The sequence below is a fragment of the Mycobacterium sp. OAE908 genome (assembly GCF_017872775.1).
Taxonomy (GTDB): domain Bacteria; phylum Actinomycetota; class Actinomycetes; order Mycobacteriales; family Mycobacteriaceae; genus Mycobacterium.
Window position 1 is genome coordinate 886,706 of sequence record NZ_JAGGJL010000001.1, and the last position, 19,239, is coordinate 905,944.

General features: G+C 66.5%; 18 protein-coding genes. 8 read left to right on the forward strand and 10 right to left on the reverse strand.

All coding sequences use genetic code 11. The features are described 5' to 3' along the window. Positions 1-79 precede the first annotated feature (79 nt). Genes J3E61_RS04200 through pdxH form a run of 3 tightly spaced genes read right to left on the reverse strand, consistent with a single transcriptional unit; the run spans position 80 to position 2,733 of the window. Positions 80-739 (reverse strand): TetR family transcriptional regulator, encoded by a 660-nt coding sequence (locus tag J3E61_RS04200; protein ID WP_192724048.1) that lies wholly within the window; start codon positions 737-739, stop codon positions 80-82. 60 nt (positions 740-799) lie between these two features. Beyond that, the gene (locus tag J3E61_RS04205) at positions 800-2,077 is read right to left on the reverse strand and encodes an MFS transporter (RefSeq protein WP_210082722.1); all 1,278 of its coding nucleotides are present in this window, start codon (positions 2,075-2,077) and stop codon (positions 800-802) included. Next, positions 2,077-2,733, reverse strand: coding sequence for a pyridoxamine 5'-phosphate oxidase (gene pdxH / locus J3E61_RS04210; RefSeq protein ID WP_210085426.1), 657 nt, complete (start codon positions 2,731-2,733; stop codon positions 2,077-2,079). The genes J3E61_RS04205 and pdxH overlap by 1 nt, the downstream gene beginning before the upstream one ends. 116 nt (positions 2,734-2,849) lie before the next feature. Between pdxH and J3E61_RS04215 the strand changes: the two genes are divergently transcribed. The 3 genes from J3E61_RS04215 to J3E61_RS04225 are packed head-to-tail and all read left to right on the forward strand — an operon-like array spanning position 2,850 to position 5,078. Continuing rightward, entirely contained in the window at positions 2,850-3,977 is a 1,128-nt protein-coding gene (locus J3E61_RS04215) for a citrate synthase (protein WP_192724050.1), read from the forward strand. Then, positions 3,974-4,588, forward strand: a complete 615-nt coding sequence (locus J3E61_RS04220) for a maleylpyruvate isomerase N-terminal domain-containing protein (RefSeq protein WP_210082723.1) — start codon at positions 3,974-3,976, stop codon at positions 4,586-4,588. Before J3E61_RS04215 ends, J3E61_RS04220 begins: the two co-directional genes overlap by 4 nt. A gap of 40 nt (positions 4,589-4,628) precedes the next feature. Further along, a complete protein-coding gene (locus J3E61_RS04225; RefSeq protein ID WP_192724052.1) occupies positions 4,629-5,078 on the forward strand; it encodes a VOC family protein in 450 nt (149 codons plus the stop codon). Positions 5,079-5,191: 113 nt separating this feature from the next. On the opposite strand, the gene J3E61_RS04230 is transcribed toward J3E61_RS04225, so the two are convergent. Continuing rightward, on the reverse strand, positions 5,192-7,786 hold the full coding sequence (locus tag J3E61_RS04230; protein WP_210082724.1) for a family 1 glycosylhydrolase: 2,595 nt from the start codon (positions 7,784-7,786) through the stop codon (positions 5,192-5,194). A 114-nt stretch (positions 7,787-7,900) separates the two neighbouring features. Here J3E61_RS04230 and J3E61_RS04235 point away from each other — a divergent pair, with 114 nt between their 5' ends. Together J3E61_RS04235 and J3E61_RS04240 are read left to right on the forward strand one after the other, a co-directional pair. Continuing rightward, a complete protein-coding gene (locus J3E61_RS04235; protein ID WP_210082725.1) occupies positions 7,901-8,215 on the forward strand; it encodes a TM2 domain-containing protein in 315 nt (104 codons plus the stop codon). A gap of 119 nt (positions 8,216-8,334) precedes the next feature. Continuing rightward, entirely contained in the window at positions 8,335-11,355 is a 3,021-nt protein-coding gene (locus J3E61_RS04240) for an AAA family ATPase (protein ID WP_210082726.1), read from the forward strand. A 6-nt stretch (positions 11,356-11,361) separates the two neighbouring features. Here J3E61_RS04240 and J3E61_RS04245 read toward each other — a convergent pair whose 3' ends face one another. The 5 genes from J3E61_RS04245 to J3E61_RS04265 form a co-directional block, all read right to left on the reverse strand. Then, positions 11,362-11,763 carry a hypothetical protein gene (locus tag J3E61_RS04245; RefSeq protein ID WP_192724056.1) on the reverse strand — a complete coding sequence of 134 codons (402 nt, stop codon included), beginning with the start codon at positions 11,761-11,763 and terminating at the stop codon, positions 11,362-11,364. 14 nt (positions 11,764-11,777) lie between these two features. After that, positions 11,778-12,518: an LpqN/LpqT family lipoprotein gene (locus tag J3E61_RS04250; RefSeq protein ID WP_210082727.1), complete on the reverse strand. Its 741-nt coding sequence runs from the start codon at positions 12,516-12,518 to the stop codon at positions 11,778-11,780. 109 nt (positions 12,519-12,627) lie between these two features. Then, on the reverse strand, positions 12,628-14,283 hold the full coding sequence (locus J3E61_RS04255; RefSeq protein WP_210082728.1) for an FAD-dependent oxidoreductase: 1,656 nt from the start codon (positions 14,281-14,283) through the stop codon (positions 12,628-12,630). A gap of 16 nt (positions 14,284-14,299) precedes the next feature. Next, positions 14,300-15,316, reverse strand: a complete 1,017-nt coding sequence (locus tag J3E61_RS04260) for a diiron oxygenase (RefSeq protein ID WP_192724059.1) — start codon at positions 15,314-15,316, stop codon at positions 14,300-14,302. 168 nt (positions 15,317-15,484) lie between these two features. After that, positions 15,485-16,006 carry a CAP domain-containing protein gene (locus tag J3E61_RS04265; protein ID WP_210082729.1) on the reverse strand — a complete coding sequence of 174 codons (522 nt, stop codon included), beginning with the start codon at positions 16,004-16,006 and terminating at the stop codon, positions 15,485-15,487. 146 nt (positions 16,007-16,152) lie between these two features. Here J3E61_RS04265 and J3E61_RS04270 point away from each other — a divergent pair, with 146 nt between their 5' ends. From J3E61_RS04270 to J3E61_RS04280, 3 genes are all read left to right on the forward strand, one after another. Continuing rightward, a complete protein-coding gene (locus tag J3E61_RS04270; RefSeq protein ID WP_210082730.1) occupies positions 16,153-17,265 on the forward strand; it encodes a phosphoserine transaminase in 1,113 nt (370 codons plus the stop codon). A gap of 89 nt (positions 17,266-17,354) precedes the next feature. Next, positions 17,355-18,140, forward strand: coding sequence for a DUF3071 domain-containing protein (locus J3E61_RS04275; protein ID WP_210082731.1), 786 nt, complete (start codon positions 17,355-17,357; stop codon positions 18,138-18,140). A gap of 45 nt (positions 18,141-18,185) precedes the next feature. Next, entirely contained in the window at positions 18,186-18,989 is an 804-nt protein-coding gene (locus J3E61_RS04280) for a TIGR03620 family F420-dependent LLM class oxidoreductase (protein ID WP_210082732.1), read from the forward strand. Here J3E61_RS04280 and J3E61_RS04285 read toward each other — a convergent pair. Continuing rightward, entirely contained in the window at positions 18,979-19,233 is a 255-nt protein-coding gene (locus J3E61_RS04285; RefSeq protein ID WP_210085427.1) for a DUF2537 domain-containing protein, read from the reverse strand. The two genes, J3E61_RS04280 and J3E61_RS04285, sit on opposite strands and share 11 nt — an antisense overlap. Between the last annotated feature and the right edge of the window lie 6 nt (positions 19,234-19,239).

Sequence of the window (19,239 nt, forward strand, 5' to 3'; positions counted from 1 at the left end):
CTGCCGGCAATACGGAAGTCTGTCCTACAAAAGGTAGTCCCATTCCAGCAGTCGTGCCCGCGTGGGGTCGGGCTGTTCGCTAGGCGGGCTGCGCGGCGTCTTGAATTTCGCCCATGAACTCGTCGAACGTCGCCTCCAGCCGAGAGATGACGCCGTCGACGTTCTCGTTCTGCCAGTCGACGCCCGGTTCGGAGAGATCGCCGAGCGCAGTCATGATGATCGACCCCCACATTGCGGAGATCAGCCTCAACCGCCGGTGGCCGAGTTCGACGCCCATCCGCTTGGCCAACTCGACATTGACGGCATGGGGACGGTACTCGAGGGCGGCTTGCTTGAGGCTCGGCGAGGTCATGATGATCCGGACGATGCACATCATTCGGTCCTCGGACAACGACCCGACCGGAGCGGTCTTCGTGGCCGAGTACATCGAAATGTATGACCGGCGCAGCGCCTCGAAGTGGTTCAACTCAGGGGGTTGGCGGGCCAGTTCGAGTGCGGCGAGGTCGATCGCGTCGTCGATGAGGGCGAAAGCGATGGCGTCCTTTGTGGCGAAGTAGCGGCTGAACGTGCGCGGCGAGACCTCGGCGATCGCAGCGATCTGATCGACCGTGGTGCGCTCGAAGCCCTGCCTTTCGCACAGTTCGACGGCGGCATCGAGCAGGGTTGCACGGGTGCGCTGCTTCTTGCGTTCTCGCAGACCGAGGGCCGGCTCCCCCCTGACATCAGCCACGTAGGGCATGCTAACTCCGCCGAGTGTGTATTGACTCAGAAAGTGGCAAAGCCAGACAGTTGACGCTGGTCAGACTTTGTCGCCCTCGGTCACCCGATAGCGGACAAATGCCGGAACCGCCGCCGCGGCGATCAGTACGCCAACCACCACCAGCCCGCCGCCACCGGCCGCTGCGACCGTCGTGCCCACCACCGCGGCGGCTGCGCCGTGCACCGCGTCGGCCAACCGTGGCCCGCCCGCGACGACCACGGTGAAGACGCCTTGCAGTCGGCCCCGCAGATCATCGGACGCCACCTGCTGCAGAATCGTCGAACGGAACGCCGCCGACACCATGTCGGCCGCACCACCAATAGCCAAGAACGCCAACGCAATCCAGAGCAACGCCCCGGTGTGGCCGTGGGCGAATCCACCGGCAACACCGAACCCGATCATCGCCGCGCCCCACACCACGATCGAGACGACCACGGCCAGGCCCTGGCGCTGAATGCGGGGGAACCAGCCGGAGAAAACCCCGCCGGCGACCGCGCCTGCCGACATCGCTGCGGCCAGCAGCGCCATCGTGGTGCCGCCCTCGACCGGTCCTCCGAAGCTCTCATGCGCCATTTGCGGGAACAACGCCCGGGGCATGCCGAGGATCATCGCGATCAGGTCGACGACGAACGACATCAGCACCACCTGGTTGCCCGCCAGGTAGCGGAAGCCGTCAAGGACCGCTTTGAACCCGTAGCCCGACGTCCCGTTTTCGCCGTTGGTCGGTGGCATCGGCGCGAGCCGAAACGTCGCCCAGATCGGCGCGACGCACGTGATCGCGTCGATCAGATACAGCGTGGACAGGTCGACCCAGTGCAGCATCACGCCTGCCAGCAGCGGACCGACGATCGCGCCGAACTGGAACACCGTGAAGTTCAGTGAGTTGGCGGCGGCCAACTGGTCGCCGGGAATCATGCGGGGAATCGCCGCCGACCGGGTCGGGCTGTTGATCGCATAGAACGCCTGCTGCACCGACAGCAGCGACAGCACCACCCAGACGTTGTTCAGCGACAGCGCGGCCTGCATCCACAACAGCACCGACGAAAGCGCGAGCCCGATCGAGGCGATGATCAACAGCTTGCGGCGGTCCATCGCGTCGGCCCAGGCCCCGCCGAGAAGCCCGAACACGATCAGCGGAACCAACGCGAACAACCCGGACAGCCCGACGTAGGCGGAGTTCTGCGTGAGGGCGTAAAGCTGCACGGGCACAGCGAAGATGGTCAGGTTGCCGCCGATGACCGTGACGATCCCGGACAGCCACAGCCGCCGGAAGTCCGGTGTTCTCAGCGGGGTGGTGTCGGCGAAGAACTTCCGCACTACGGCTGAAGCCGCTCGATGCGGGTTTGCACCGCCGCCGGCAGCTCGGTATCGGTGACGACCCGAATCCTGTTGTGCACCCGGTTTTCCCGGCCCTGCCAGAACTCCACGACCTCGGGTGCGATGAGATAGCCGCCCCAGTTCGGTGGCACCGGCACCTCTGCATAGTCGGCGAATCGCTGCGTCACGTCGGCCAACTGTTCCAGCAGCGCCGCTCGCGAGGCAATCGGTTTTGACTGCTGCGACGCCCACGCGCCCAACTGCGAGCCGCGCGGCCGGTTGCGCCAGTACGCGGCAGTCGCCTCGGCGGACACCTTGGTCACCGGGCCCCGCACATGGACCTGGCGGCCGAGTAGATACCACGGGAAGGTCGCCGAGGCATACGGCGTCGACGCGAGTTGCTCACCCTTGGCGGAGTCGTAGTTGGTGTAGAAGGAGATGCCGGATTCGTCCACGCTCTTGCACAACACGGACCGGGTGACGGGCCTTCCCCGCTCGTCGACCGTTCCGACGACCATCGCGTTGGGCTCCGCTACGCCGGCGTCCTCGGCTTCGGCCAGCCACTTGCGCAGCAGCGCGACCCAACCATCGGCGAGCCAGTCCGCGTCGAGGTCGGGGCTGCCGTCCTTCTCGAGGGCGCCGTACTCGACACGCATTCTGGCCAGGTATTCCTCATCACGTGTGGCCACGCGACAACGCTACGCTTTCGCCGTTCGCCGGCTTGTTACCGACCGGTAGACAAGGTCAGGGAAACGAGTGCAAGAATCTGGCCATGACTACGACGTCAGCTGTACCGGAAGACTTCGTCGAGGGGCTCGAGGGCGTGGTCGCCTTCACCACCGAGATCGCCGAGCCCGACAAAGACGGCGGCGCGCTGCGGTATCGCGGCGTCGACATCGAGGACCTGGTCAACGGCCACATCACCTTCGGCGACGTGTGGGCGCTGCTGGTCGACGGCAAGTTCGGCCACAGCCTGCCGCCCGCCGAGCCGTTCCCGCTGCCCATCCACAGCGGCGACGTCCGCGTCGACGTGCAGGCCGGGCTGGCCATGCTGGCACCGATCTGGGGCTACCCACCCCTGCTGGACATCGACGACCAGACCGCGCGCGACCAGTTGGCCCGCGCGTCGGTGATGGCGCTGTCATACGTCGCGCAGTCCGCGCGCGGCATCTATCAGCCCGCCGTCCCGCAGCGCACCATCGACCAATGCTCCACCGTCACAGAGCGATTCATGACGCGGTGGCAGGGCGACCCGGACCCCAGGCATGTGGAGGCCATCGACGCCTACTGGGTGACTGCAGCCGAGCACGGCATGAACGCGTCGACGTTCACCGCGCGGGTGATCGCGTCGACCGGTGCGGATGTGGCAGCGGCGCTGTCGGGAGCCATCGGGGCGATGAGCGGTCCGCTGCACGGCGGCGCCCCGGCCCGGGTGATCCCGATGATCGAGGAGGCCGAAAAGACCGGTGACGCAGGCGCGGTCGTCAAGGGCATCCTCGACCGCAAAGAGAAGTTGATGGGCTTCGGGCACCGCGTCTACCGTGCCGAGGATCCCCGGGCACGGGTGTTGCGGGCCACGGCCAAGCGACTGGAGGCGCCCCGCTACGAGGTGGCGGCCGCGTTGGAACAGGCGGCGTTGGCTGAACTTCGTGAGCGCAGGCCCGACCGCGCCATCGAGACCAACGTCGAGTTCTGGGCCGCGGTCATCCTGGACTTCGCCCAGGTACCGACGAAGATGATGCCCGCCATGTTCACCTGCGGCCGCACCGCTGGCTGGTGTGCCCACATCCTGGAGCAGAAGCGACTCGGCAAGCTCGTCCGTCCCGCGGCCATCTACGTCGGACCCGATCCGCGCAGTCCCGAATCCGTCGAGGGTTGGGACCAAGTCGCCAAGTCGTGACTGATCCGGTCGGGATATTCGCCACGGCGGCACGCAGTTTCGCCGCGCTGGTACACGACCTGCCTGCCGACCGCTGGGACGGACCAGGCCTCGGCGAGTGGGATCTGCGGTCACTGGTCGGGCACGCGTCGCGCTCGCTGATCACCGTCAGCACCTATCTGCTGCAGCCCGCGTCGACCGAGGACATCCACAGCCCGCAGGAGTACTACGCCAGGGTGAATCCGGCCGCGCTCGGACTCGCACCCGACGGTGTCGTCGAGCGCGGAAGGCAAGCCGGCCGGGACCTGGGCGAGGACCCGGCAGCCACCGTCGACTCGTTGGTGGCGCGGGTGCTCGACGAGCTCGCCGGCGCAGGCGACCCGCTGATCACGGTGATCGGCGGGGCGGGCATCCGGCTACACACGTATTTGCCCACACGGACGTTCGAGCTGGCGGTGCACAGCCTGGATATTGCTCGGGCCGTTGGCATTTCGTATACGCCGCCCGACGAGGTGCTCGAAGACGCGACGGTGTTGGCGGCACGGATCGCGGCAGCAGAAGGCCATGGCGCGACGGTGCTGCTGGCGTTGACGGGGCGCGAGGAGTTGCCACGGTCGTTCTCGACCGTCTGAGTTCACCCACTTGTCGGTGGGCAGTGCTTAGGTGGGCAACATGGCAATCGAAGTACAACCCTCCCTGTCCCCACATCTGTGCGTCGACGGCGCGGCCGCTGCGATCGACTTCTATGTCAAGGCGTTCGATGCCGTTGAGCTGGGCCGAGTTCCAGGGCCCGACGGAAAGCTGGTGCACGCCGCGCTACAGATCAACGGCTCCACCGTGATGCTCAACGACGACTTCCCCGAGTACAACGACGGCAAGTCGTCGACGCCCGCAGCGCTCGGCGGCACCCCGGTCACCATCCACCTCACCGTCACCGACGTGGAGTCGAAGTTTCAGCAGGCGATCGACGCAGGGGCCACCGTGGTCGCCCCGCTGGACGACCAGTTCTGGGGCGACCGATACGGCATCGTCCGCGATCCGTTCGGCCACCAGTGGTCACTGGGCCAGCCGGTGCGCGAAGTCAGCCCGGAGGAAATCGCTGAGGCGATGAAGCAGGGGTAGTCGCTCGCCCCCGGGTCCCTGTTTAGGGCATAAGTGGTGAATTGCCCGGCTCTTGGCGACTTTGTCGCGCGTAGCGACTTTGTCGCCGAGAGCCGGACAAAGCCAGGTTCCTCCTAGACGACGCCCGGGATGTACATCCCCAACAGAGCCAGCGGCAAGCCGTTGTTCGTGGTGATCTGGTTGATAGCGAAGATGCTGGCCGGCTTCGGGGTTCGTTCCAGCTCGGGTGTCGTCGGGTCGGATCCATAGAGGCCGAACTCGAGGTCATAGCCGTTGGCCCATTCGAGGTTGTCGACGAACGACCAGTACGTATAGCCGCGGATGTCCATGCCGTGCGCGATCTCGTCCTGCACCACCGCGATGTGGTTGACGATGTAGGACGGCCGCTTGGAGTCGTTGGCGTCGGCGATACCGTTCTCGGTGATCCACAACGGCTTTCCGTACGACGCCGCGATGTCGAGGACCTCACGCAACCCGCCGGGATCGGTGGGCTGGTTGAAGTCGCTGCACGTCGGTTCGGACGCCGCGCAACGCACGGGAAGTCCCTTCAGCCAAGGGAATCCGGGTATCGGCGCGACGCCGAAACCCTGCATCGGCTGCGACCCGTAGTACTGCACGCCCATGAAGTCGACCTTGTTCGCCATGTCGGGGTGCAGCTCGTCGGGGGTCTGGATGCCGTCGAGGTTGGCGTCGACCCAGCCGTTGATCACCGCGTTCGGGAACCACCGGTTGTAGAAGGCGTTCCACGCGTCGGCGGCCTGCACGTCGTTCTGATTGACCGGGTTGGCCGGGCGCGCCGGGATCATGTTGTTGGCGAAGCCGACGAACGCGGCGGGCTGGCCGGCCGTCGCAACGGTGGTGTCCCACTTGTGCATTTCGTCGTAGGCCGCCACGTATCCCTTGGCCTCGTTGACAAGGAAGGTCGACGCGAGGTCCGGCCGGATCAGGCCTGGCGGCCAACTCGGCACCAGAGTGGGGATCGCGAGGAACTCGGTCAGCACCGGCGGCACCGGTTCGTTGAGCACCGTCCAGTTGTCGACCTGGTCACCGTACTTCCACGCGACGTAGGCGGCGTACTTCTGGAATTCGACTGGGGTGTCGGACGACAACCAGCCCGCATCCTGCGCGGGTAGGCCGAGCTGGGCCAGCAGTCGCGTGGTCGTCGGGTCATGCACCCAGCTCGGCAGGGTGAAGTGGTTGACCGTGATCAGCGGTTCCAGATCGTGTGCCCGCAGCGAGGTGAACACGTCGCGATAGTGCTGGACCTCGTCCTGGTTGGCCAGTGCGTCCAGCGCCTGCAGATCCGCTTGACTGACGCCGCCGCCTTCATCCGAGATGTCAACGGATGCGGTCGAATTCGGGAAGATGCGGCTCCATTCGATGCTCATCCGGAAGGTGTTCATGCCGAGGGCGTCGTGAGCGAGGCCCGCATCGCTGTCGTATTGGACGTATGTGCCGGGCCCGTTCTCGGGCACGCCGTGCGTCAGCCCGAGCAGCTGATTGATCGGATCGTGCACCCACTTGTACCAGTCGGAGTTCGGATCGACGGGCGAGCCCGGGCCGCCCTCGGCCTGGAATCCTGCGTGGGCGACGCCCCAGTGGAAACTCGCCGGGAAGGACAGGTCGACGCCGGCTTGCGGGTCGATGTTGACGATGACGGTTTGCGCCACCGCGTCACCGCCGCCGGGGTTGAGGAAACTGCCGAGGATCGGCACGAATTTGGCCAATCCCAGCGGACCGTGCACGTGCAGACCTGCCGACTCGTCGCTGACCACGACCGTGAACTGATCGGTGCCGCCGACCGCGAGCATCGCGTTCATCGGCCGGTATGTGAAGTTGCCGTTCTGGTCGACTTCGACGGTTCCGCCGTTGTGCGGCGTTCCGACGACCGTGTACGTCAGTGGGTCGCCGTCGGGGTCGACAGCACCGAGGTTGCCGGTGACCAACCCGTTCGATTGCGGGTTGAGCACGGGGTGGATGGTCGGCGTCCCGTTGAACAATTCACGGCGCACCCACGCCAGCAGCGTCCACACCGTCGGCGGCTGGGCCGGCCCGGCCGGAGCGCCCGCGGCGAACGGGTCGAGCACCGCCTTGACCACACTTGACACCAGGCCGCCGACATAGGTGACGACGGTGGCCGGGTCGTAAGCCGTCGGCCGTGGCCGCAGCGACGGGACGTTCGGTGTCGCGATGGCGGCAGTTGACAGTTCGGTGGCCGCCGACATCGTCTGCGCCGCAAAGGAACTGGCGGGTTTGTCGGCCTCGCTGGTGTCGGTGTCGACGGCAGCCTTCGAACCGGTGTCGACCTTTGCCTCGGCGCCGTCGACCTTGGCGGTGGGCGCCGACACCTTCGCCTTAGGTTTGGGCTTCTTCGTCGTCTTCGTCGGCTTCGGGGGCTTCGTCGCCGATTCGTCGTCCTTCGATTCCGCGCTCGTGTTGGCGCCCCCGGTGCTGACCACGACACTGGTCGGGGTCTGCGACGCTGTCGACTCAGGCGACGGTGAGGCCGTGGTGTCCGAGCCCTTCGACTGCTCGGTGGTAGTCGAGCCCGAAGTGGTTGTCGACGCCGACTCCGACGACGACTCGCCTGACGCACCCGATGTGTCCGCCCATGCCTGTCCGCACCCGAATCCAGTGGCCACCGCAACGCCCACCCCCAGCGCTACGGCCAATCCCCCAACCCGACCGACGTACATCGATGAACGCATTGTCTTCGTATACGCCAGCAATCGTCGGCGGCGAGGGTTTTTGCGAAAGACAACAGGCCGCCCCCTGGCCGCAGTCCAATCCCGCCTCCAACCGGACTCCAACCGCCGGTCTGCATGATCGCCGTCATGACGACGCCACAACCACACCAGGCGAACGCTCCTGGTCAAATTCCCCAAGCGGCGCACGCGGTTGACGCCGCAGGCAGGCCCCTGTCCGACAAGAGCAAGTTGACCGCTGGGCTGCTTGGAATCTTCCTCGGCAGCTTCGGGGTCGGTCGCTTCTACCTGGGCTACACCACGATCGGAATCGCTCAGGTGGCCGTGACTTGGTTGACCCTCGGAATCGGCGGGATCTGGCCGCTGGTCGACGCCATTTTCATCCTCGCGGGCAAGGTACCCGACGCGCAGGGGCGAACCCTGCGCGGTTGAGATGCCTTGGCGCACACAGCGTTCTGACGGCTGACTCCCAGCAAATCGGCTGACCAGCCGAATCCGCCGACCGCATGTATCGTCTCAGCAAACTGAAACATCGCTGAGGGCCGGGTGAGATGGTCGAGTATTACCTGTCGGGCGCTGTGGAGGCCCGCGTCGAAGGTCCGACCGCGCCGCTCGGCGGACCCAAGCAGAGATGCGTCTTGGCGGTGCTGCTGGCCAATCACGGCACGGTCGTCGGCAATGACAGGCTCATCGATTGCGTGTGGGAGGAGGAGCCGCCGGCGAAGGCGTTGGTGTCGTTGCGCTCCTACGTCGCCAACCTGCGCAAGATCCTGAACACGACCGGCGACGGCCAGCGCCAACGGCTTGAATCGCGCCCCTACGGCTACCAACTGAACCTGCTCGCCGGCGACTCTGTCGATCTGCACCGGTTCGAAGAGCTGGTTTCGGCAGGCAGGGCCGCGTTGATCCGCAACGACCCCGCGGGCGCGGCGGGCGCACTCAACGAAGCTCTTGCGCTGTGGCACGGAGATCCGTTCGGTGAGTTCGCCTTCCGTGATTTCGCAGCCCCCGACGTGCTGCGGTTCGCCGAACTGCGGACCACCGCGATAGAAGCGCGATTCGACGCCGAATTGATGCTCGGCGCCGCGCGTGACCTGATTCCCGAAATCGAGGCCGCGGTGGCACAGCACCCGCTGCAGGAACGGCTGTGGGGACATCTGATGCTGGCCCTCTACCGGGCGGGCCGAACGGCCGACGCGCTGCGAGCGTTCGACCGCGCCCGCGCCACCCTCGACCGGGAGATCGGGACGCGGCCCGGAGAAGGCCTGCAGACCCTCTTCCAGAAGATCACCGACGGCTCGGCAGACCTGCGGGCCGAGCCCCCCGGCGGGCGGATCCATCCCGAACCCGACGCACCCCATACGCCCTTCGTCGGCCGGGATTCGGAGATGAGTGCCGTCACGACCGCCGTGCGCAGAGCCAAGGAATGCATCGGCGGAATGACGCTGATGACCGGGGAGAGCGGGATCGGCAAGACATCGCTGGCGCAGGCCGCCGCCGACCAAGCCAACGGGATCGGCATCACGGTCGCGTGGGCCGGTCACCCGACCGATGTCACGCTGCCACAGCTCTGGACGTGGATCCAGCTGCTGCGGCAGCTTGGCACCGCCCTCGGCGAGACCGGCCGCCGGGAGGTACGGCGCGCCGCGCCCGGCGTCGTCGACGCGCTGGTTCCCGAGTGGGGACACGCCGACGAGATCGGTTCTGCGGTCGGCGTGCCCGCTACGGGCTTCGCCCTGATTGAAGGCATTGTCCTTGCGCTGCAAAGACTTTCGTCGATTCAACCGTTGCTACTCGTTCTCGATGACCTACAGGTGGCCGACGAGGCGTCGATTGACACGCTGGCATTGCTTGCCGCTGAGTTCCCGCGCGTGCCCATCCAGATCATCGGCAATTGGACATACTTCGGTGCCGACCGACCGATGAAACGGCAGTCGTTCGAGCGTCTGCTCAAGTCCAACGACATCGCCACGGTGCGGCTACGCGGTATCGACCGCAAGGCCACCGGGCGCCTCGTCGACGCGATCGTCGGCGAGCCAATGTCTGCGGCGGTGCGGCACGAGGTGTGGCGCCAGTCCGGCGGCAACCCGTTCTACATCAAGGAGCTCGCAAGGACGCTCGACACCGCGACTGCGGGTCCGCCGGAGGCGGTGGTCGGGGTGGTCGGCCGGCGGCTGGGGGTTCTCGAAACCGCGTCTCGACGTGTGCTGAGCGCGGCCGCTGTGGTCGGCCCCGAGTTCGACGTAGCCGAACTCGCCGACATCGTCGACCTTTCGATTTCGGCCGTCCAGACCCGGCTGCGGCCTGCCTACGACACCGGTCTACTCGACGAATCGGTCGAGCGTCCGGGGGCGTATCGGTTCAGTCACGGCCTGGTCCGCGACGGGCTACTCGCGCAGTTGGCCACCACCGAACGCACCAGCGTCCACGCCGCGGTGGCGACGACCCGCACGGCCGCCGTCGCAACCGCCGCGTACGAGGACAGCATCGCCGCAGCGGATCACGCCTGGCGGGCTGGCGCTGAGCTGAATGCCGAGACAGCGCTGGACATCCACGAAACCGTCATCCAGCGAGCGCTGAACCGCTCGGCGTATGACGACATCGCGGTGCTGGCCGAACACGCACTGCAGGTCTGCCACAGGCTGCCGGCCAAACCCGAACACCTGGAGCGGCAGGCCACGCTGTGGCTGCACCTGGCCGGAGCCAAGGGCATCCTCGAAGGCCAGACCAGCAAGGCCGCCTCCGACGCGGTGCAGCGTGCATTCGAGATCGGCAGCGAGGTCAAGGGCCGAAGCTTCTACGGGGCGATGGCTCTTCAGTGCATGATGCTGTGCGCGTACGGACGCATCGAGGAGACCTTCGTCATCGCCACCGGGCTACGTGAGCAGTACGACAAATCCGGGGACCCAGACATCGGTATCGCCAGCGACTTCGCGCACGCGATGGTCTACTCCCTACGCGGTGACGCCGACGCGCTCATCGCCACGGGCAACCACATGATGAGCACGTTTCCACCACCGCAGACGGTCACCGATCCGCTGCACTTCTTTCATCCACGCGTGTACTGCTGGATGGCCTTGGCAGAAGCAATGCGCGGCGACGACGATGCCATGAGCGAATACCTCAGGTTGGCAAGGGAACTCGCGCAAAGTAGAGGCGATGTGTTCAACATCCTGGCCGCCAAGCTCACATTCATAGAATGCGCGGCCATCCGCGGCGTCGTCGAGGGAACCGCAGCACTGGCCGACGAGGTCGACCGTGAGTTCTGCGCCGCAGGCGGCCAGCAGTGGGCGGCATGCGCCAGGATCATCCGGGTCTGGGCACAAACCCTCGATACCGGCGACGCCGACCCCGCCGTCGCGTTCGAGGCCTTCGAGATCTTCACCAGCGACGGGTCCGTGGCGATGAACCCGACGTTTCTTGTCCTGCTGGCCGACATCGAAGCCCACCATGGCCGATTCGACAGCGCGCACGAATTGCTCTGGCGGGCACAACGTTTGGCCGATGCCACCGGCGAACACGGCGAAGACCGGCTCATCGCCGAACGAATGGCCGCGTTGACGCCGGCGTGAACCGCCTCAGCTCTTGACCGCACCTTCGGGCAGCGCCTCGCGCCATTGCCGCCACACTGCGCGGTCCGTCATCAAGTCGAGCAGACTGCCGAAACCGGTTGGATAGACCAGCGATACCAGCCACTGACGCGAATCACCTTGACTGATCTGAAAACCTCCGCGATAGAACTGACGCAGCCACTTGATCGCGAGTTGGTCGCGGTCGAATTCGAAGATCACCACCGGCTCACCCGCGGAAAGTCTTGCCTTGTAGTCGGTCAGCCCGAGTTCCTCGTCGACCCATTTGGAGTACTCGGAGGCGACGCAGCGCAGCGTCGTATCCGTGAGTTCCAGTTCGACGTTGACCCACCAGGAGTTGCCCCGGCTCTTCAATAGATAGGCCTTGGTGTGCGGAGGGGCGCTGGACATCGTGTGTCCGCCCGTCAGGTGGTGATGTTGATGGATTTGTCGATGGCTTCGAGCGCATCGAACAACGGCTTGCTCTGGTCTTCGTTGCTGGTCGCGTTCATCTGCAGGACGTAGAGGCCGCCAGGTCCTTGGATCACCACCGTCTCCTGACCGGAAGCGGCCTTGATGCCCTGCAGGTCGTACTCGCCGGCAATCCGGTAGGCCGGGAACCCGGACACCGTCGCCGTCTCGTCGCCGGCGGCAACGAATCCCGGCAGGTTCTTCATCTCACCACCCGCCAGCTGCAACAGTTTGTCGGGATCGGCAGGGCCGTCGAGTTTGGAAAGCAGCGCGATGATGTTCGGCGTGTAGTTGGCGCCCTGGGCCTCCGGGCCGGTGTAGACCAGCGCGCTGTAGGCGTAATCGGGGGTGTCTGCGCCCGCGCTCTCCCAGCCGTCGGGCAGCTCGATGTTGATCTGCGGAGCGCCCGGATCTCCTTCGTGCACCGGAGTTTCGGTGATGTGCTGATCGCGGATGTAGTCGGCGATAGTGGGGTTGGCCGCGCCTGCGCCCGCCGTGTCCAGTCCGCGGGGTTGCAGCTTGCCGGTCGGCGCCGCCGCCTTGCTCGACGTCGCCGTCGCCGACGCACTGCTGCTCGAGCTGTGCGTTGTGGTGGTCGAAGCGTTGTCTTTGCTTCCACCCCCGCACGCCGACAGAGTTGCGGCCAAACAAACTGCGGTGAATGCGGCGACCATGTGCCGGCGCTGCATCTGCATCGTGTCTCCTCGTCGGTGTCCAGTGGACGTCGAGCACGTCCGCGGGGACACCGTAGAGACGATGGGTTGGAATTTGATTGAAGCCGGCGGCGCCGTTGGTTGGAATGGCTCAGCGCAGCAGGCCGGCGAGCAACCGCTGCCGGACAGTGGGCGCGGGTGCGACTGCTGCCGCGGCAAGCATGTCGGCGACGGCGGTGAACTTGTCACGCGGCCGTTGTCCGCCGCCGCGGGCGATCTCCGCCGCGTCGATGGCCTGCCATCCCGCGCCGTCGACAACGTCGGGCCGCCGGCTGCGCACCAGCTTGTCGAGCGACGTGCCAACGGGGTCGGACAGCAGCCCGCGGTTGTAGTCGGCGACCAGGTTGTGCACGGTCTGCGCCGCGCACGACTTGTTGGTCCCGATGAACCCGGTCGGACCGCGTTTGATCCAGCCGGCGACGTAGCTGCCGGGCGCACCGATGACACGGCCGCCTTCGTTGGGCACGACCGCGGTGGCTTCGTCGAACGGCAGCCCGCGAATAGGCTTGCCGCGGTAGCCGATTGACGTCAGCACCAGCCCCGCCGCGAGTGTGCGCACTTCGTCGGTCCCCGTCACCGTGAACTCGACGCCGTCGGTGCGTTCCTCCCCCAGGATGCGTCTCGGCGTCAGCCGGTAGGCGAGTCGGATGCGTGGTCGCGTCACCGGGGTGGACGAATCGCCGAGCTTGGAGAGCACCTCGAGCTTGTTGCGGGTCAACGGATCCGATGCCTCGGCAAGATCGCGCAGCACCAAGTCGTGGTCGGCCGCGTCCAGCACCACGTCACACGTCGACGCCAACCCGATCAACTCCGGCAGTGTGAACGCCGAATCACGGGGTCCACGCCGTGCCGCGATGACGACCTCGGTGACCTTCGACGCCCGCAACGCGCTCAGCGCGGACTCGGCGATGTCCGTGCGGGCCAGCGCATCGGGATCGGTGGTCAGGATGCGTGCGACGTCGAGAGCGACGTTGCCGTTGCCGACGATGACCACCCGATCACGGCCCAAATCGATTGGCAGGTCGGCGTATTCGGGATGGCCGTTGATCCATGCCACCACCTCGGTTGCCGTGCCCGTGCCAGGCAGGCCCATGCCGTGGATGTCGAGTCGGCGATCGTTGGGCGCGCCGACGGCGTAGAGCACGGCGTGGTGATGCTCGAGCAATTCGGCGTGGGTCAGGTCCGATCCCACCTCGACGTTGAGGTAGAACCGAAACCCGCGCCGTCCGGCGATCCTGTCGAACAGCTTCGTCACCCGCTTGGTGCTCTGGTGATCGGGAGCGACCCCGGCGCGCACCAAGCCGTATGGCGTCGGCAGCCGTTCGAAGACGTTGACCCGCACGCCCTGTTGCGTGAGCAGTTCATCGGCGGCATACATCGCGGCGGGCCCGGAGCCGACGATCGCCACCGTCAACGGCCCGCCGTCGCGAGGCTCGACATACGGCGCTTCGAGCACCGGTGCGAGCTTGGACGTCGGCGGCAGCTTGGTTTCGCGCTTCGGGTAGAACGCCGCATTCAGCTCGATGAACGGCAGCTGACTGGGCTCCAGCTTGGTCTCCGGTGCGATAGCCCCGACCGGGCACGCGCTCACACACGCGCCGCAGTCGACGCACGCCGCCGGGTCGATGTAGAGCATCTCGGCGGTCGCGAAGCCCGGCTCATCCGGTGACGGATGAATGCAGTTCACCGGGCAGGCGTAGACACAAGACCCGTCGCTGCAGCACGACTGGGTGATCACGTGGGGCATGAGGCTCCTATATCGCCTAGGCCACTGCCACCACGTGCTGCCGCTGCGGCTCGCTGCGGTAGCGGCTGGGCCGGCCGTCGATCCTGCAGATCCGCCACACCAGCCTGGCAATCGGATTGTTCAGACCGGTGTCGCGGCAGAGCATCCGGACGTCACCGAACATGTCGCGCAACATCTGACGGGATTCCGGCGATTTGAAGAACACTTCCTTGCGCACCGAGCGCGGGATGTCGAATTCCTTCCAGAACGCCCTCGGCGGGACGATGATCGCCGAGCACAGCACCCGCATCACGATCGGCACATAGATCGACAGCCAGAATCGCTTGCGGCGCGGCAGCTTCGGGATCCGCTTTCGCAGATACTCATGGGCGAACGAAATGTGGCGAGCCTCCTCGGCCACATGGATCGCCATCACCCGCTCCATGATCGGATGCAGCGACTTGCCTTCGCGCAGCACGTTTTTCTGCGTGTGGTCGATGGGCTCCTCGCCGGCGAGGATGCCGAACCAGAACGGGATCGGCAGCGGCCCCGCCACCAACGGGATCAACGGCTGCACCCACTTCAGCAGCCGCGGCATGCCCGGCACGTCGGCGCCGATGCGGTTGACCATCTCCTGGAACATCATCGTGTGGTTGCACTCTTCGACGGCCTCGTGCAGGCAGTACCGGTACTCGGGTGAGCCGTTGGGCGTCCAGAACGAGTACTCCATCAGGCCGCGGATCAGGATCGACTCGAAGTGCAGACCGACCTTTGCGACGTTGGCCTGGCGCCACATGCCGATCTCGATCTGCCGTTCCAGCGTCTGTGCCTGATACCACGGGTGGCGACCCAGCGGATCGGTCGCGGGCAGGACCCAGCGCGGGTCGTTCGGGAACACCGCGAACTCGGGTGACTCCCAGTCGATGTCCGTGTACGGATTGAAGTTTCGCCGCACCGACCCCTCGGACAGTGTGGTGAGCATGTCGACGTACTCGATGTCGTCGCTAACGTCCATGTTGCGACGCCACCGGCGGACCAGCTTCGTGCGAGCCATTTTCAGCCTTCCAGGTCTCCCATGAGGTTTACATTTGGGCCCTAATGTCCAACGACGGTACCGCAGGTATCGCATATTGAACAGCCCCAGTTGCCCGGTGTGGTGCGTCGCCCCAGCGCACAGCGGGTGTGACGGGCGCCACAGTTGAAGGGGGCTGGCCGGCGGCAGCTACTTCTTCCCGAAATCCCCGGCCACAGCGAACTTGTCGCCGTTGCTGACCGCCGAGAACCCCGCGTCGGTGAATCCGCAGTCGGTGATGATGGCGCGGTGCCCCGGACTGTTCATCCACCACGTGACCGCGGCGGCGGGGCTTCCGCCGGGGCCGGTGCTCCAGAACACGATTTCGCCGAGGTTCGCGTACGACGCGTAGCCGGCGTCCTTGACGCGTTGTGCCGGCGAAGAACCGTCCGAACCCGTGTGGCCCTGCACGCCGTGTTCGAGCATGTCGTCGGCCTGCCGGGCAGCGGACACGGTCAGCTGCGGGTTGGCGGCAACAGGGCCACACCCGTTCGCCGCGCGCGTCGCGTTGATCTGGTTGAGCACCGCCCCACCCTGGTCGGCGCCGATGGGGGTACGGAGGCTGCCGACTCCGCCGTCAGCTAGCGCCGGAGCGGCGGCGAGCATCGCACCGGCGACCGTGAAGGCCGCGGCACATGCGGATAGCAACGCCGTCGCTTTTTCCATACCCATCAGGTAACAGTATGGTCACCGCCAGTCTCGAGTGGCAGGGTGTTCGCACATTATTAGCAAACTTCACAGCAAACGCCTTGTCACCGTCCGCTTCGGCCAACCCTCCCGGCAGAAAGCGCGTCGGTCCGGTCATTACTCTTGAGCCCATGGCCGAACTGACGATTCCCGCCGAACTCAAACCCGTTGACGGACGATTCGGCTGCGGCCCATCCAAGGTGCGGCCGGAACAGCTACAGGCACTCGCCGGCGCAGGCGAGCTGTTCGGTACCTCGCACCGGCAGGCTCCCGTCAAGAATCTCGTCGGTCGCGTCCGCGATGGGCTGCGCCAATTGTTCTCGCTCCCTGAGGGTTACGAGGTCATCCTCGGCAACGGCGGCTCGACGGCGTTCTGGGATGCCGCGGCGTTCGGGTTGATCGACGAGCGCTCGCTGCACCTGACGTATGGCGAGTTCAGCTCGAAGTTCGCCTCGTGCGTCGCCAAGAACCCGTTCGTCGGCGATCCGATCATCATCAAGGCCGACCCGGGCAGCGCGCCGCAACCGCAGTCGGATCCGTCCGTCGACGTGATCGCGTGGGCACACAACGAAACCTCGACCGGGGTTGCGGTGCCCGTGCAGCGGCCCGAGGGATCCGGTGACGCGTTGATCGCGATCGACGCGACGTCGGCGGCGGGCGGCCTGCCCGTCGACATCGCCGACGTCGACGCCTACTACTTCGCACCGCAGAAGAACTTCGCGGGCGACGGCGGGCTGTGGGTGGCGATCATGTCCCCCGCGGCGCTGTCCCGCGTCGAGTCGATTGCCGGCTCCGGCCGCTGGGTGCCCGACTTCCTGTCGTTGCCGATCGCGATCGACAACAGCACCAAGAACCAGACCTACAACACCCCGGCCATCGCCACGCTGATCCTGCTTGCCGAGCAGATCGACTGGTTGCTGGGCAATGGCGGGCTGGATTGGGCCGTCAAACGCACCGCGGACTCGTCGCAGCGGCTGTACTCCTGGGCGGAGGCGTCGAAATTCGCAACGCCGTTCGTCGCCGATCCGGAGTTGCGCTCGCAGGTGGTCGGCACCGTCGACTTCTCCGACTCCGTCGATGCCGCAGCGGTCGCCAAGGCGCTGCGCGCCAACGGCATCGTCGACACCGAGCCCTACCGCAAACTCGGCCGCAACCAACTGCGCGTCGGGATGTTCCCCGCCGTCGAACCCGACGACGTCACCGCGCTCACTCAATGCATCGACTGGGTGGTGGAACGGCTCTGACCTGCCCGGGCGTGTCTGCGCGGTAACGGACAGGTAACGCAGTAGGGTCCCCCTCATCGGGCTTGGGATTCGGTCCGGAGGAGGTCTAAATGCGGGAACTCAGGGTCGTCGGTCTCGATATCGACGGCAAACGAATCGTCTGCGAGGCCGAGGGCCTCGGCGAGAAGTTCCTGCTGCGGCCCGACGACCGGTTGCGTGCCGCCCTGCGCGGCGACACGTCCGGCTCGACCCAACCCCAATCCGACACCGAGGTCCAAAACGTGCTGCGTCCCAAGGAGATTCAGGCCAAGATCCGGGCGGGCGCGTCCGTCGAACAGGTAGCTTCGGCCGCCGGAGGCGATATCGAACGCGTGCGACGGTTCGCCAGCCCGGTGCTGCTCGAGCGCTCACGCGCGGCCGAGCTGGCAACCGCCGCGCACCCCGTGCTGCCCGACGGTCCATCGGTGCTGACGCTGTTGGAGACGGTGACGGCCGCGCTGGTGGCCCGCGGCCTCGACCCGGACAGCACGAATTGGGACGCGTGGCGCAACGAGGACGGGCGCTGGACGGTGCAGATGGGTTGGAAGGCAGGCCTGTCCGACAACGTCGCGCACTTCCGCTACACGCCGGGGGCGCACGGCGGCACCGTGACCGCGTTCGACGACGCGGCGAACGAATTGATCGATCCCAACTTCGCCCGGCCGCTGCGGCCGCTGGCCCCGGTGGCGGAACTGGAGTACGACGAGCCGGAGTTGGAGCCGGAACTGCCGATCGAGACGTTGGAGGCGGCCGAGCCGCCGCCTGCGCCGAAACCGACGCGGGCCCGCAAGGGCAAGCCGGCCGTGCCCGCGTGGGAGGACGTGCTGCTCGGGGTGCGCTCCAGCGGGCAGCGCTGATCCCGTCTTGACCTAAAGCGTCGTTGAGGTCCTACCGTCGACCTCATGACTTTGGGACCGCTCGGGCTCGCAAGCAGCTACCCATACACCGACGACGCCGTCGTCGTCGTCGACGAAGCGCAACGCGTTGAGGCCCTTGGCTTTTCGATGCTGTGGCGCTCCGGCAATCTGCCGATGCTCGACGCCGCGGTGCGCGCAACCACGCGCATTCCGGTGGCGACAGGCATCATCCCCATCGACTCGGTGCCCGCCGCTGACGTGATCGCGACGTATCAATCGCTACAGCGTGACCACCCCGGCCGCTTCCTGGTCGGTCTCGGCGGAGCGCACGGGGCGCATCCGTTGAGGACACTCAACGCCTACCTCGACGCATTGGACGAGGCCGGCGTTGCCGCGGACTCGCGGGTGCTGGCCGCGCTGGGCCCGAACATGCTCGCACTCGCGCGCGACCGGGCAAGCGGCGCATATCCGTTTCTGGTGACGCCGTCGTACGTGGCGGACGCGCGCGCCGCCCTCGGCGCGGACAAGACGCTGGCGGTGTTGGTGATGGTGCTGCCGACGACCGACCGCGAGGCCGCGCGTCAGGCCGCTGCCAAGCCGCTGGGCTTCCTGACGACCGTCGGCGGATATCGCCGAAACCTGTTGCGGCAGGGCTTCTCTGAGCCGGATATCGACGAGGTGAGCGACCGATTGCTCGACGGCATCACCGCATGGGGCGATCTCGACTCGATCGCCACGCGGGTCGCGGAGTTCCACGCCGCAGGCGCCGATCAGGTGGTGGTGCGGATGCTGGGCGCCGACGACGAGCAGGCCTGGCAGGGCAGGCTGGCCGAAGCGCTCATCCGATGAGGCCGCCGAGTGCCATCGCCAGCAGTGCGAGCCAGGCACCCGCCACGCCGACGCCGGAGCCGAGCACAAACCATCGCCACACCGGCAGGTTGCGCCAACCCCACACGGTCGGGGCCAGGCCGCCGACGGCGACCAAGTTGAGTCCGACAGCCAGCAGCGGATGCACACGGGTGAGTCCGAGGCTCAGCACGACGACCGCAGCGGCCGTCACCGCTGCGACGAACGCGGCCACCGTCAGGCCCATCGCCCA

Bases quoted from the DNA above. Each gene is read 5' to 3' on its own strand.
- J3E61_RS04200 (WP_192724048.1), bottom strand. From the start codon at position 739: ATGCCCTACGTGGCTGATGTCAGGGGGGAGCCGGCCCTCGGTCTGCGA.
- pdxH (WP_210085426.1), bottom strand. From the start codon at position 2,733: ATGCGTGTCGAGTACGGCGCCCTCGAGAAGGACGGCAGCCCCGACCTC.
- J3E61_RS04215 (WP_192724050.1), top strand. From the start codon at position 2,850: ATGACTACGACGTCAGCTGTACCGGAAGACTTCGTCGAGGGGCTCGAG.
- J3E61_RS04225 (WP_192724052.1), top strand. From the start codon at position 4,629: ATGGCAATCGAAGTACAACCCTCCCTGTCCCCACATCTGTGCGTCGAC.
- J3E61_RS04230 (WP_210082724.1), bottom strand. From the start codon at position 7,786: ATGCGTTCATCGATGTACGTCGGTCGGGTTGGGGGATTGGCCGTAGCG.
- J3E61_RS04235 (WP_210082725.1), top strand. From the start codon at position 7,901: ATGATCGCCGTCATGACGACGCCACAACCACACCAGGCGAACGCTCCT.
- J3E61_RS04240 (WP_210082726.1), top strand. From the start codon at position 8,335: ATGGTCGAGTATTACCTGTCGGGCGCTGTGGAGGCCCGCGTCGAAGGT.
- J3E61_RS04245 (WP_192724056.1), bottom strand. From the start codon at position 11,763: ATGTCCAGCGCCCCTCCGCACACCAAGGCCTATCTATTGAAGAGCCGG.
- J3E61_RS04250 (WP_210082727.1), bottom strand. From the start codon at position 12,518: ATGCAGATGCAGCGCCGGCACATGGTCGCCGCATTCACCGCAGTTTGT.
- J3E61_RS04255 (WP_210082728.1), bottom strand. From the start codon at position 14,283: ATGCCCCACGTGATCACCCAGTCGTGCTGCAGCGACGGGTCTTGTGTC.
- J3E61_RS04260 (WP_192724059.1), bottom strand. From the start codon at position 15,316: ATGGCTCGCACGAAGCTGGTCCGCCGGTGGCGTCGCAACATGGACGTT.
- J3E61_RS04265 (WP_210082729.1), bottom strand. From the start codon at position 16,006: ATGGGTATGGAAAAAGCGACGGCGTTGCTATCCGCATGTGCCGCGGCC.
- J3E61_RS04270 (WP_210082730.1), top strand. From the start codon at position 16,153: ATGGCCGAACTGACGATTCCCGCCGAACTCAAACCCGTTGACGGACGA.
- J3E61_RS04275 (WP_210082731.1), top strand. From the start codon at position 17,355: ATGCGGGAACTCAGGGTCGTCGGTCTCGATATCGACGGCAAACGAATC.
- J3E61_RS04280 (WP_210082732.1), top strand. From the start codon at position 18,186: ATGACTTTGGGACCGCTCGGGCTCGCAAGCAGCTACCCATACACCGAC.
- J3E61_RS04285 (WP_210085427.1), bottom strand. From the start codon at position 19,233: ATGGGCCTGACGGTGGCCGCGTTCGTCGCAGCGGTGACGGCCGCTGCG.